The 11,805-nt window shown below is 64.0% G+C and carries 23 protein-coding genes; 22 read left to right on the top strand and 1 reads right to left on the bottom strand.

Annotated features, from left to right (window positions below):
• Positions 1-285 precede the first annotated feature (285 nt).
• From rpsJ to CK944_RS10505, 21 genes are all read left to right on the top strand, one after another.
• On the top strand, positions 286-594 hold the full coding sequence (gene rpsJ / locus CK944_RS10605; protein ID WP_089386317.1) for a 30S ribosomal protein S10: 309 nt from the start codon (positions 286-288) through the stop codon (positions 592-594).
• A gap of 10 nt (positions 595-604) precedes the next feature.
• Positions 605-1,471: a 50S ribosomal protein L3 gene (gene rplC / locus CK944_RS10600; RefSeq protein WP_103173034.1), complete on the top strand. Its 867-nt coding sequence runs from the start codon at positions 605-607 to the stop codon at positions 1,469-1,471.
• The gene (rplD, locus tag CK944_RS10595) at positions 1,471-2,091 is read left to right on the top strand and encodes a 50S ribosomal protein L4 (protein WP_103173033.1); all 621 of its coding nucleotides are present in this window, start codon (positions 1,471-1,473) and stop codon (positions 2,089-2,091) included. Before rplC ends, rplD begins: the two co-directional genes overlap by 1 nt.
• Complete coding sequence (locus tag CK944_RS10590; protein WP_103173032.1) at positions 2,088-2,384, top strand: 50S ribosomal protein L23; 297 nt, start codon at positions 2,088-2,090, stop codon at positions 2,382-2,384. The genes rplD and CK944_RS10590 overlap by 4 nt, the downstream gene beginning before the upstream one ends.
• A 94-nt stretch (positions 2,385-2,478) precedes the next feature.
• The gene (gene rplB / locus CK944_RS10585; RefSeq protein WP_103173031.1) at positions 2,479-3,318 is read left to right on the top strand and encodes a 50S ribosomal protein L2; all 840 of its coding nucleotides are present in this window, start codon (positions 2,479-2,481) and stop codon (positions 3,316-3,318) included.
• Positions 3,319-3,321: 3 nt separating this feature from the next.
• The gene (gene rpsS / locus CK944_RS10580) at positions 3,322-3,600 is read left to right on the top strand and encodes a 30S ribosomal protein S19 (protein ID WP_103173030.1); all 279 of its coding nucleotides are present in this window, start codon (positions 3,322-3,324) and stop codon (positions 3,598-3,600) included.
• A gap of 5 nt (positions 3,601-3,605) precedes the next feature.
• Positions 3,606-3,986 carry a 50S ribosomal protein L22 gene (gene rplV / locus CK944_RS10575; protein WP_103173029.1) on the top strand — a complete coding sequence of 127 codons (381 nt, stop codon included), beginning with the start codon at positions 3,606-3,608 and terminating at the stop codon, positions 3,984-3,986.
• Entirely contained in the window at positions 3,986-4,702 is a 717-nt protein-coding gene (gene rpsC / locus CK944_RS10570) for a 30S ribosomal protein S3 (RefSeq protein ID WP_103173028.1), read from the top strand. Before rplV ends, rpsC begins: the two co-directional genes overlap by 1 nt.
• Positions 4,703-4,714: 12 nt before the next feature.
• Positions 4,715-5,128 (top strand): 50S ribosomal protein L16, encoded by a 414-nt coding sequence (gene rplP, locus CK944_RS10565; RefSeq protein ID WP_103173027.1) that lies wholly within the window; start codon positions 4,715-4,717, stop codon positions 5,126-5,128.
• Positions 5,129-5,325: 197 nt separating this feature from the next.
• Complete coding sequence (rpmC, locus tag CK944_RS10560; protein ID WP_103173026.1) at positions 5,326-5,532, top strand: 50S ribosomal protein L29; 207 nt, start codon at positions 5,326-5,328, stop codon at positions 5,530-5,532.
• 12 nt (positions 5,533-5,544) lie between these two features.
• Positions 5,545-5,790, top strand: a complete 246-nt coding sequence (gene rpsQ, locus CK944_RS10555) for a 30S ribosomal protein S17 (RefSeq protein WP_103173025.1) — start codon at positions 5,545-5,547, stop codon at positions 5,788-5,790.
• A gap of 76 nt (positions 5,791-5,866) precedes the next feature.
• The gene (rplN, locus tag CK944_RS10550; protein ID WP_010400243.1) at positions 5,867-6,235 is read left to right on the top strand and encodes a 50S ribosomal protein L14; all 369 of its coding nucleotides are present in this window, start codon (positions 5,867-5,869) and stop codon (positions 6,233-6,235) included.
• Positions 6,235-6,540: a 50S ribosomal protein L24 gene (gene rplX / locus CK944_RS10545; protein WP_103173024.1), complete on the top strand. Its 306-nt coding sequence runs from the start codon at positions 6,235-6,237 to the stop codon at positions 6,538-6,540. Before rplN ends, rplX begins: the two co-directional genes overlap by 1 nt.
• Positions 6,540-7,100, top strand: a complete 561-nt coding sequence (gene rplE, locus CK944_RS10540) for a 50S ribosomal protein L5 (protein WP_103173023.1) — start codon at positions 6,540-6,542, stop codon at positions 7,098-7,100. Before rplX ends, rplE begins: the two co-directional genes overlap by 1 nt.
• A gap of 17 nt (positions 7,101-7,117) precedes the next feature.
• Complete coding sequence (rpsN, locus tag CK944_RS10535; protein WP_103173022.1) at positions 7,118-7,423, top strand: 30S ribosomal protein S14; 306 nt, start codon at positions 7,118-7,120, stop codon at positions 7,421-7,423.
• 9 nt (positions 7,424-7,432) lie between these two features.
• Positions 7,433-7,831, top strand: a complete 399-nt coding sequence (gene rpsH, locus CK944_RS10530; RefSeq protein ID WP_103173021.1) for a 30S ribosomal protein S8 — start codon at positions 7,433-7,435, stop codon at positions 7,829-7,831.
• 12 nt (positions 7,832-7,843) lie between these two features.
• Positions 7,844-8,377, top strand: coding sequence for a 50S ribosomal protein L6 (gene rplF / locus CK944_RS10525; RefSeq protein WP_103173020.1), 534 nt, complete (start codon positions 7,844-7,846; stop codon positions 8,375-8,377).
• Between the two features lie 12 nt (positions 8,378-8,389).
• On the top strand, positions 8,390-8,749 hold the full coding sequence (gene rplR, locus CK944_RS10520; RefSeq protein WP_103173019.1) for a 50S ribosomal protein L18: 360 nt from the start codon (positions 8,390-8,392) through the stop codon (positions 8,747-8,749).
• Positions 8,750-8,879: 130 nt separating this feature from the next.
• Entirely contained in the window at positions 8,880-9,446 is a 567-nt protein-coding gene (gene rpsE / locus CK944_RS10515; protein ID WP_103173040.1) for a 30S ribosomal protein S5, read from the top strand.
• Between the two features lie 12 nt (positions 9,447-9,458).
• A complete protein-coding gene (rpmD, locus tag CK944_RS10510) occupies positions 9,459-9,644 on the top strand; it encodes a 50S ribosomal protein L30 (protein WP_103173018.1) in 186 nt (61 codons plus the stop codon).
• Positions 9,645-9,763: 119 nt separating this feature from the next.
• On the top strand, positions 9,764-10,486 hold the full coding sequence (locus CK944_RS10505; RefSeq protein WP_103173017.1) for a hypothetical protein: 723 nt from the start codon (positions 9,764-9,766) through the stop codon (positions 10,484-10,486).
• 2 nt (positions 10,487-10,488) lie between these two features.
• On the opposite strand, the gene CK944_RS10500 is transcribed toward CK944_RS10505, so the two are convergent.
• Positions 10,489-11,097 carry a hypothetical protein gene (locus tag CK944_RS10500; RefSeq protein ID WP_103173016.1) on the bottom strand — a complete coding sequence of 203 codons (609 nt, stop codon included), beginning with the start codon at positions 11,095-11,097 and terminating at the stop codon, positions 10,489-10,491.
• Positions 11,098-11,309: 212 nt separating this feature from the next.
• Here CK944_RS10500 and rplO point away from each other — a divergent pair, with 212 nt between their 5' ends.
• Positions 11,310-11,789, top strand: coding sequence for a 50S ribosomal protein L15 (rplO, locus tag CK944_RS10495; RefSeq protein WP_103173015.1), 480 nt, complete (start codon positions 11,310-11,312; stop codon positions 11,787-11,789).
• Positions 11,790-11,805 lie beyond the last annotated feature (16 nt).

Below are 11,805 nucleotides of genomic sequence, written 5' to 3'. Positions count from 1 at the left end.
TCCCGAAAGGGGCGGGCTTTTTCGTGGGGCGGGGTCACACTGCGGGACGGCCCGGCGCCAGAGGGCAGGCCCCGTATCAGGAACATGGCCGATCGTGCTTGACGTCCGTCTTGCAAAGAGGCTATAGGCCCGCATCGCAGTCGAATCCGCATTGCGCCGAGATTCGCTTGCCTTGCGCGCGGCCGCCTTGTCAGGGCGGCCTTGCAGTTTTTATACGGTCCGACGCTGGCGCCGCGTGGTGCGATGTCAGCCTCTCGACTGGAACTCCCCGTCAGAGGGATGACTATGCAAAGTCAGAATATCCGCATCCGGCTGAAGGCGTTCGATTACCGCGTGCTGGAAGCCAGCACCCAGGAAATCGTCAACACCGCCAAGCGCACCGGCGCGACCGTTCGCGGCCCGATTCCGCTGCCGAACAAGATCGAGAAATTCACCGTCCTGCGCGGCCCGCACATCGACAAGAAGTCGCGCGACCAGTGGGAAATCCGCACCCACAAGCGCCTGCTGGACATCGTCGATCCGACCCCGCAGACCGTTGACGCCCTGATGAAGCTCGACCTCGCCGCCGGCGTGGACGTCGAGATCAAGGTGTAAGGAGGGGATGATGCTGCGTACTGGTATTATCGCCAAGAAACTGGGCATGACCCGGCTGTTCCTGGAAGACGGCCGTCAGGTTCCGGTGACCGTCCTGCAACTGGACAACCTGCAGGTCGTCGATCAGCGCACCGTTGCGCGCGACGGCTATACCGCCGTCCAGCTGGGCGCCGGTGTCGCCAAGGCCAAGCGCACGACCGCCGCGATGCGCGGCCACTTCGCCAAGGCCTCGGTCGCGCCCAAGCGCAAGATCGCGGAATTCCGCGTTGCCGAGGAAAACCTGATCAACGTCGGTGAGGAGATCACGGCTGACCACTATTTCGCGGGTCAGTTCGTGGACATCGCCGGCACCTCGATCGGTAAGGGCTTTGCGGGCGCCATGAAGCGTCACAACTTCGGCGGTCTGCGCGCCTCGCACGGCGTGTCGATCAGCCACCGTTCGCACGGTTCGACCGGCCAGTGCCAGGACCCCGGCAAGGTGTTCAAAGGCAAGAAGATGGCCGGCCACCTGGGCGCCGTCCGCGTCACCACGCAGAACCTGCAGGTCGTGCGCACCGATGCCGACCGTGGCCTGATCATGGTCAAGGGTTCGGTCCCCGGTTCGAAAGGTGGCTGGGTCACGATCAAGGACGCCGTGAAGAAAGCGGCGCCCGAGAACGTGATCTATCCCGCCGCGCTGAAGTCCGCCGCTGAAGAAGCCAAGCGTCTGGCCGAAGCCGCCGCCGCCGAAGCCGCCGCGGCCGAGGAAGCCGCCCGCGAGGCTGCCGCCGCCGAAGCCGCCGCCGCCGAGGAAGCTGCACTGGCCGAAGCCCAGGCTTCGATCCAGGCCGACAAGGCCGAGGGTGACGACGCTGCTGCGCCCGAAGGAGACAAGTGATGAAACTCGATGTGATCAAGCTGGACGCCGGCAAGGCCGGTGAAATCGAGCTGGCCGACGAGATCTTCGGGCTGGAGCCGCGCGGCGACATCCTGCAGCGCGTCGTTCGCTGGCAGCGCGCCAAGGCGCAGCAGGGCACCCACTCGGTGCTGGGCAAGTCCGACGTCAGCTATTCGACCAAGAAGATCTATCGCCAGAAAGGCACCGGCGGCGCACGCCACGGTTCCCGCAAGGCGCCGACCTTCCGTCATGGTGGCGTCTACAAGGGCCCGACCCCGCGTTCGCACGCCTTCGATCTGCCGAAGAAGGTGCGCGCCCTGGGTCTGCGCCATGCCCTGTCCGCCAAGGCAACCGCGGGTGAACTGGTGATCGTCGAGGATCTGAACCTCGCCGATGCCAAGACCTCGGCCGTGGCCAAGGCCGTCAAGGAAAACGGCTGGAAGCGCGTGCTGGTGATCGACGGTGCCGAAGTCAACGAAGGCTTCGCCCGCGCCGCCCGCAACATCGAAGGCGTGGACATCCTGCCGTCGATGGGTGCCAACGTGTATGACATCCTGAAGCGCGACACGCTTGTGATCACGCGTTCGGGCGTCGAAGCTCTGGAGGCTCGTTTGAAATGAGCGCGAAAGCTGAACATTACGACGTGATCGTCAAGCCGATCATCACCGAGAAAGCCACCATGACGTCGGAAAACAACGGCGTGGTCTTCCAGGTGGCGAAGGATTCGACCAAGCCGCAGATCAAGCAGGCGGTCGAGGCCCTGTTCGGCGTCAAGGTGAAGGCGGTCAACACCACCGTCACCAAGGGCAAGCAGAAGCGCTTCCGGGGCATCCTGGGTCGCCGCAGCGACGTGAAGAAAGCCTATGTCACCCTGGAAGAGGGTAGCACTATCGACGTGTCCACCGGACTCTGATAGCAGGCGGAAATCTGCGGCCCTGGGTTAACCGGGGCCGCGATCTTTTGACGACAACGGACCACCCTGGTCCAAAGCAACGGAAGACAGAAAGATGGCATTGAAGTCGTATAAACCGACGACGCCTGGCCAGCGCGGGCTGGTTCTGATCGACCGTTCGGAGCTTTGGAAAGGTCGCCCGGTCAAGGCCCTCACCGAAGGCCTGACCAAGAACGGCGGTCGGAACAACACCGGACGGATCACCATGCGCCGCAAGGGCGGCGGGGCGAAGCGCCTGTATCGCATCGTCGATTTCAAGCGCACCAAGTTCGACATGGCCGCCGTGGTCGAGCGGATCGAATACGATCCCAACCGCACCGCCTTCATCGCCCTGATCGGCTATGAGGACGGCGAGCGCGCCTATATCATCGCGCCGCAGCGTCTGGCCGTGGGCGACAAGGTCATCGCCGGCGCCAAGGTCGACGTGAAGCCCGGCAACGCCATGCCCTTCAGCGGCATGCCGATCGGCACGATCGTCCACAACGTCGAGCTGAAGCCCGGCAAGGGCGGCCAGATCGCCCGTTCGGCTGGCACCTATGCCCAGTTCGTCGGCCGCGACGGCGGCTATGCCCAGATCCGCCTGTCCTCGGGCGAGCTGCGCCTGGTCCGTCAGGAATGCATGGCGACCATCGGCGCCGTGTCGAACGCTGACCATTCGAACCAGAACCTGGGCAAGGCTGGCCGGAACCGCCACAAGGGCATCCGTCCCAGCGTTCGCGGTGTTGCCATGAACCCGATCGACCACCCGCATGGTGGTGGTGAAGGCCGGACCTCGGGCGGCCGTACGCCGGTCACACCCTGGGGCAAGGACACCAAGGGCAAGAAGACCCGCTCGAACAAGGCGACCGACAAGTACATCCTGCGGTCGCGTCACGCGAAGAAGAAGGGGCGCTGACCTATGGCACGTTCTATCTGGAAAGGCCCCTTTGTTGACGCCTATGTGCTCAAGAAGGCGGAAAAGGCCCGCGAGTCGGGCAAATCCGACGTCATCAAGATCTGGTCGCGTCGTTCCACCATCCTGCCGCAATTCGTCGGCCTGACCTTCGGCGTCTACAACGGGCAGAAGCATATTCCCGTTGCCGTCTCCGAGGAGATGATCGGCCAGAAATTCGGTGAATACTCGCCCACGCGGACCTATTACGGCCACGCGGCGGACAAGAAAGCCAAGAGGAAGTAAGCGTCATGGGTAAGGAACAAAATCCGCGCCGCGTGGCGGAGAACGAAGCATTCGCGAAGACCAAGGGTCTGCGCACTTCGCCGCAGAAGCTGAACCTCGTCGCAGCGCTGATCCGCGGCAAGAAGGTGGACAAGGCCCTGGCCGACTTGACCTTCTCGCACAAGCGGATCGCGGGCGACGTGAAGAAGTGCCTGCAGTCGGCGATCGCGAACGCCGAAAACAACCACGGCCTGGATGTCGACAACCTGATCGTCGCCGAAGCCTGGGTGGGCAAGAACCTGGTGATGAAGCGCGGCCGTCCGCGGGCGCGTGGCCGTTATGGCAAGATCATGAAGCCGTTTTCGGAAATCACCATCAAGGTGCGCCAAGTCGAGGAGCAAGCGTAATGGGTCAGAAGGTCAATCCGATCGGCATGCGCCTCCAGGTCAACCGCACCTGGGACAGCCGCTGGTACGCCGACGACAAGGACTATGGCAACCTGCTGCTTGAAGACCTGAAGATCCGGGACTTCATCAAGACGGAAGCCAAGCAGGCCGGCGTCAGCCGCGTCATCATCGAGCGTCCGCACCGCAAGTGCCGCGTGACGATCCATGCGGCGCGTCCGGGCGTGATCATCGGCAAGAAAGGCGCCGATATCGAGGTCCTGCGCAACAAGCTGGCGAACTTCACCAAGTCGGAAGTTCACCTGAACATCGTCGAAGTGCGCAAGCCGGAAGTCGATGCCGCCCTGGTCGCGGAATCGATCGCCCAGCAGCTCGAGCGTCGGGTTTCGTTCCGCCGCGCGATGAAGCGCGCCGTGCAGAACGCGATGCGCATGGGTGCCCTGGGCATCCGCGTGAACGTGTCGGGCCGCCTTGGCGGCGCCGAGATCGCGCGGACCGAATGGTATCGCGAGGGCCGTGTGCCCCTGCACACCCTGCGTGCCGACATCGACTATGCGTTGGCCGAAGCCTCGACCCCCTACGGGATCATCGGGGTGAAGGTGTGGATCTTCAAGGGCGAGATCATGGAGCACGACCCCCAGGCCCGCGACCGCAAGGCCGCCGAGGCTCAGGAAGGTCCGGCCCCCCGTGGTCCGCGCCGTGACCGCGACGCGCGCTAAGGAGCAAACAAGATGCTGCAACCGAAACGGACCAAGTTCCGCAAACAGCACAAGGGCCGGATCCACGGCGAAGCCAAGGGCGGTTTCGCCCTGAACTTCGGATCCTATGCGCTGAAGGCCACCGAGCCCGAGCGCGTGACCGCCCGTCAGATCGAAGCGGCCCGCCGCGCGATCACCCGCCACATGAAGCGTCAGGGCCGGGTCTGGATCCGGATTTTCCCGGACGTCCCGGTTTCCTCGAAGCCGACCGAAGTGCGGATGGGTAAAGGCAAGGGTTCGGTCGATTTCTGGGCCGCCCGCGTCCATCCCGGCCGCATCATGTTCGAGATCGACGGCGTGTCCGACGAGATCGCGCGTGAAGCCCTGCGCCTGGGGGCGAACAAGCTTCCGGTGCTGACCCGCATCGTGGCGCGCGAAGACTGGTAAGATCGGGGCGTGCAAGCACGCACCCCAGGGAACACGACCCCGCCGGGCGACTGGCGGGGTTTTCCTTTTCCTGGCGGGAAAAGGGTTGCGCCAAGGCCGCATTGCCTGTATGGGCAGGCCTTCATCATGAAACTCCACCGGGAATCAGGGTGGCCCTGCGTGCAGGGGCTCTCCGGTGATGTTGAAAGGAAAGCGCCATGAAAGCGCAGGAACTGACGTCGAAGACGCCCGACCAGCTGAAGGATCAGCTTGTCGCGCTGAAGAAGGAGGCCTTCAACCTCCGCTTCCAGCAGGCCACCGGCCAACTGGAAAGCACCGCCCGGATGCGTGCCGTTCGCCGCGACGTGGCCCGTGTGAAAACTATTCTGAACCAGAAAGCGGCGGAAGCCGCGGCCTCGAACTAAGGAGCCTGGCCCATGCCCAAACGCATCCTGCAAGGCCGCGTCACCAGCGACAAGAACGAACAGACCATCACCGTCCTGGTCGAGCGTCGCTTCAAGCACCCGCTGCTGCACAAGACCGTTCGCTCGTCCAAGAAGTATCGGGCGCATGACGCGAACAACCAGTTCAAGGTCGGTGACCTCGTTCGCATCGTCGAATGCGCGCCGATCTCGAAGACGAAACGCTGGACTGTCCTGACGGACGAAGCGGTTTCCGCGTAAGTCCATCATCACAGATCAGAAATGATCGAAACCCTGGGGCCGCAAGTGGCGGTCCCCAAAGGTCGGGAGAAACCAAATGATCCAGATGCAGACCAATCTGGATGTTGCTGACAACTCCGGCGCACGCCGGGTTCAGTGCATCAAGGTCCTGGGTGGTTCGCACCGTCGCTATGCGTCGGTGGGCGACATCATTGTCGTGTCCGTCAAGGAAGCCATCCCGCGGGGCCGGGTCAAGAAGGGCGACGTCCGCAAGGCCGTGGTCGTTCGGACCGCCAAGGAAGTGAAGCGCGAAGACGGAACCTCGATCCGCTTCGACCGCAACGCCGCCGTCATCCTGAACAACCAGGGCGAACCGGTCGGCACCCGTATCTTCGGGCCGGTCGTCCGCGAGCTGCGCGCGAAGAACTTCATGAAGATCATCTCGCTTGCGCCGGAGGTGCTGTAATGGCTGCCAAGCTGAAAAAGGGCGACAAGGTCGTCGTGCTGACCGGCAAGGACAAGGGCAAGCAGGGCGAAATCACCGCCGTCATGCCCAAGGACAACAAGGCCATCGTTGACGGCATCAACATCGCGATCCGTCACGCCCGCCAGACCCAGACGACCCAGGGCGGCCGCACGCCGAAGGCGATGCCGATCGACCTGTCGAACCTGGCGCTGCTGGATGCCAATGGCAAGGCGACCCGCGTCGGCTTCCGCATGGAAGGCGACAAGAAGGTCCGCTTCGCCAAGACCACGGGAGACGTGATCTGATGCTGGACGCAACCAAGTACACGCCGCGCCTCAAGGCGGTTTACCGCGACACCGTCCGGGCCGCGCTGAAGGAAGAATTCGGCTACAAGAACGACATGCAGATCCCGCGTCTGGACAAGATCGTCCTGAACATGGGCATCGGCGAGGCCGTGAAAGACACCAAGAAGGTGAAGCAGGGCGCCGAGGAACTGTCGCTGATCGCCGGCCAGAAGGCCGTGATCACCAAGGCGAAGAACTCGATCGCGGGCTTCCGCGTCCGGGAAGAAATGCCGCTGGGCGCCAAGGTGACCCTGCGCGGCGACCGGATGTACGAATTCCTGGACCGCCTGATCAACATCGCGCTGCCGCGCGTCCGCGACTTCCGCGGCGTGAAGGGCACCTCTTTCGACGGCCGCGGCAACTATGCCATGGGCCTGAAGGAGCACATCGTGTTCCCGGAAATCAACTTCGACAAGGTCGACGAAGTTCTGGGGATGGACATCATCATCTGCACCACCGCGCCGACCGACGCGGAAGCGAAAGCGCTGTTGAAGCATTTCAACATGCCCTTCAACAGCTGATCGCGGAGGTAAGAGATATGGCAAAGAAATCCATGGTCGAGCGCGAGAAGAAGCGCGAGCGTCTGGTCGCGAAATTCGCCGCCAAGCGCGCCTCCCTCAAGGAGGTCATCAACGACCAGTCCCGTCCGATGGAAGAGCGGTTCAAGGCTTCGCTGAAGCTGGCCGAACTGCCGCGCAACTCGTCGGAAACGCGTCTGCACAACCGGTGCCAACTGACCGGCCGTCCGCACGCGTATTACCGCAAACTGAAACTGTCGCGGATCATGCTGCGCGAGCTGGGCTCGCAAGGTCAGATCCCCGGTCTCGTCAAGTCCAGCTGGTAAGGGGGCACAATGTCGATGAACGATCCTCTCGGCGATATGCTGACCCGCATCCGCAACGCACAGATGCGCGGCAAATCGACCGTCCGCACCCCGGCCTCCAAGCTGCGCGCTTGGGTTCTGGACGTGCTGAAAGCCGAAGGTTACATCCGCGGCTATGAAGAAGTGACCACCGAAGCCGGCCATGCCGAGCTTGAGATCGGTCTGAAGTACCACGACGGCACCCCGGTCATCCGCGAGCTGTCGCGTGTCTCGAAGCCTGGCCGCCGCGTTTACGCCGGCGCCAAGGAAATCCCGCAGGTCCGCCAGGGTCTGGGCGTCTCCATCGTCTCGACGCCCAAGGGCGTCATGTCGGATGCAGCGGCTCGCAACGCCAATGTCGGCGGCGAAGTCCTCTGCACCGTGTTCTAAGGAGGGCAGCAGATGTCTCGGATTGGTAAAAAGCCGGTCGCTCTGCCCAAGGGCGTGACGGCCGAGATCAAGGGCCAGACCATCGAAGTGAAGGGGCCGAAAGGCACCCGCAGCTTCACGGCGACGGATGACGTCGATCTGGTTCTGGACGAAGGTTCGGTGGCGGTGAAGCCGCGCGGCACCTCGAAGCGGGCCCGCCAGCAGTGGGGCCTGACCCGCTCGATGGTGGAGAACCTGACCGTCGGCGTGTCGGAAGGCTTCAAGAAAGAGCTGGAAATCCAGGGCGTGGGTTACCGCGCCTCGATGCAGGGCAAGACCCTGAAGCTGGCTCTGGGCTATTCGCACGACGTGAACTTCGAAACGCCGGAAGGCGTGACGATCACGGCGCCGAAGCAGACCGAAATCGTCGTGGAAGGCATCGACCAGCAGCTTGTTGGTCAGGTGGCCGCGAACATTCGCGAATGGCGCAAGCCCGAGCCCTACAAGGGCAAGGGCATCCGCTACAAGGGCGAGTTCGTCTTCCGCAAGGAAGGCAAGAAGAAGTAAGGGGCGCATGAAATGGCACTGAAAAAGCAAGAGCTGTTCCAGAAGCGCCGCCTGCGCGTTCGGAACAAACTGCGGGCGATGTCGAATGGCCGTCCGCGGCTGTCCGTCCACCGTTCGTCGAAGAACATCTCGGTTCAGGTCATCGACGACCTGAACGGTGTGACCCTGGCTTCCGCCAGCACGCTGGAGAAGGACTTCGGCCTGGTCGGCAAGAACAACGTCGAGGCTGCCGCCAAGATCGGCGCCGCGATCGCCGAGCGTGCGAAAGCCGCCGGCATCGAGGAAGTCGTGTTCGACCGCGGCGGCTTCATCTTCCACGGCAAGGTGAAGGCCCTGGCCGACGCTGCCCGTGAAGGTGGCCTGAAGTTCTGATGATGCGGGTGGCGCCGGTTCCGGAAGGGGCGGCGCCGCCCCGATGATCCGGGGGGCGGTCCTTGCGGGCCGCCCCACCTGGATTGAACCAACCGGCGCGAATGAAGCGCCACCTGACAAGGAATGCCTCATGGCAGAACGTGATAACCGCCGGGGTCGCCGCGAAGAGCGCGAGGAAAACCCGGAATTCCAGGATCGCCTTGTTGCGATCAACCGTGTGTCGAAGACCGTCAAGGGTGGCAAGCGCTTCGGCTTTGCAGCCCTGGTCGTCGTCGGCGATCAGCGCGGCCGTGTCGGCTTCGGCAAGGGCAAGGCCAAGGAAGTGCCGGAAGCGATCCGCAAGGCCACCGAGCAGGCCAAGCGTTCGCTGGTCCGCGTGCCCCTGCGCGACGGCCGCACCCTGCACCACGACATCGAAGGCCGTCATGGCGCGGGCAAGGTGATCATGCGCACCGCGGTTCCGGGGACCGGGATCATCGCCGGTGGTCCGATGCGCGCCGTGTTCGAGATGCTGGGCGTCCAGGACGTCGTGGCGAAGTCGCAGGGTTCGCAGAACCCCTACAACATGATCCGTGCGACGCTGGATGGCCTGAAGAAGGAATCGAGCCCCCGTTCGGTCGCGCAGCGTCGCGGCAAGAAGGTGGCCGACATCCTGCCGCAGGACAACAAGCCGGCTGCCGAGCCGGTCGAAGCCTAAGGAGACAGGCGAATGGCAACCATCGTCGTCAAGCAGATCGGCAGCCCGATCCGCCGCCCCGCCATCCAGCGTGAGACGCTGAAGGGCCTGGGCCTGAACAAGATGAACCGCACGCGCGAGCTTGAGGATACTCCCTCGATCCGCGGCATGGTCGCGAAGATCCCGCATCTGGTGACCATCATCGAAGAAAAAGCCTGATCCATCGGGATCGGCAGGAAAGAACGCCCCGGAGAAATCCGGGGCGTATTTCATTTCGCCCTGTCGCGTTAATCCTTTCCTAACGTCTGGCTCCTATCCCTGTCGGTGATGCAAACCGGATGGGGACGACGGTGACGCGGCTCTTTGGTGCCTGCCTTTTCTGGCTGATGGCGGCTTCTCTGGCTTCCGCCGGTCCATGGCCGCGCGATCCGGGGCAGGTCTTCGTGGCTTTCTCGGGGGAACATGACAAGGCGCGGAACTCTCACCTGGGCTTGTACCTGGAATATGGCCTGTCCCGCCACCGTGTCCTGGGGTTCGAACTGGGCCACACGGATGTGGGTGAAACCACGGCCATGCTGTGGTACCAGAAATCGCTGGACGGCGGGCAGGGGCCCTATCGGCTGTCCTATTCCATGGGCTTTGGTGCAATCCGGCGGGATGGAGAGATCCTGCCGCTGAGCCAGGCAGCCCTGATGCTGGGACGCGGCTTTTCGGGGCCATGGGACGGGGGCTGGATGACGGCCGAAGCCCGGGTGAAGGTCGCCGGCAAGACCGAGGAGGTCACTGTGCGCGATGGGCTGACGCAGGTGGAATACGCCTATCTGACGCCCGAGATCGTCGGCAAGCTGGACCTGACCGTCGGAATCCGCCCGCAGCCCGCCTGGGCCCTTGTCAATCAGCTTCGGCTGGAGACGCGCAAGGACAGCGACTTCCAGGCCAAGCTGGCTAGTTCCGTCGTTTATGACATTCCCGGCCCGGCACGGCTTGAAGCAGGGGTGATCGTCCCGCTGGTGGGGCCCAGCGAGCCCGCGATCAAGATCGGAACCTGGCTGGAGTTCTGAGGCTATTCCTGGCAGGCATAGACCGCGCCACCCACCGCGACGACCGAAACGGCGGCCCCCGCGACGATCGCGGGCGACGACGCCATCGCTGCGGCCGCCCCGCCGATCGAGGACAGCGCCCCGGTGATATAGCCCTGCGAGCCGCTGAGGATCACCGCGCCCGACCCGTCGGGCAGCGCCCTTGCGCCACTGATCGCGCCCCGTGCGGCAGCGCCGGTGATGGCGACGGCCGCGTTCTTGGTCTGGTTCACCCGCTGGCAGACGGTCTTGGCTGCCGCCTCGCAGCGGCCATAGGCATCGCGGCGCCCCAGGTCATAGCCGATGATCGAATCGCTGGTCTTGTCGTGGCGCAGGCAAAAGGGGCCGCGCTCGTCGTCGTTCAGGTCGGGCGTGAGGCTGCGCAGCACGACATAGCTGGGGCAGGTGTCGCGGCCCCAGGAGGTGAAAAGGATCTCTCGCCGGCTGAAGTGATCGCGCAGGCCTGGTTCCTTGGGGTCATAGGCCAGCGGGACATCGCGGCCATTGATGCGGGCGGTGCAGAAGGTGGGCTCGGCCTGGGCGGCGGCGGGGGCAAGAAGCAGCGTGGCAAGGAAAAGGGCGATGCGGGTCATGAAATCGGTCCGTAAGCTGATCCCATCCTGATAATCCGGCCATCCGCAACGGCAACTCACATCCGCTTGTCCGGCCGGAAAGCCAAGCCTTGCCCCAGGGGACGGTTCCCGCTATACGCCCGCGGGTGCCATCGCGCACCGATTCACGAAACTGACATGCCGCGTCCGCCCCATCATCGCTTCGGGGGTGCGTCCGGCCTAGGAGAAGCGACATGAAACTGCATGAAATCCGCGACAACGACGGCGCCAACCGCAAGAAGAAGCGCGTTGCGCGCGGACCCGGTTCGGGCAAGGGCAAGACCGCCGGCCGTGGTATCAAGGGCCAAAGCTCGCGTTCGGGCGTTGCGCTGAACGGCTATGAAGGCGGCCAGATGCCGCTGTACCGCCGCCTGCCGAAGCGCGGCTTCACCGCGCCGAACGCGAAATCCTTCGCCGTGGTGAACCTGGGCCAGATCCAGACCTTCATCGACGCCGGCAAGATCGACGCCACCGCCGAACTGACCGAGGACGCCCTGGTCGCATCCGGCCTGGTGCGCCGCAAGCTGGACGGCATCCGTCTGCTGGCCAAGGGCGAGCTGACCTCGGCCCTGACCATCACCGTCACCGGCGCGTCGAAATCGGCGGTCGAGGTGGTCGAGAAGGCGGGCGGCAAGGTGTCGCTGCCGGTCAAGGCCGAAGCGGCGGCGGAATAAGCTGTTGATCGGGGCG

It is taken from the genome of Paracoccus sp. SY (assembly GCF_002901215.1).
Taxonomy (GTDB): Bacteria; Pseudomonadota; Alphaproteobacteria; order Rhodobacterales; family Rhodobacteraceae; genus Paracoccus; species Paracoccus acridae.
This window is presented reverse-complemented; position numbering and strand designations above follow the sequence as displayed.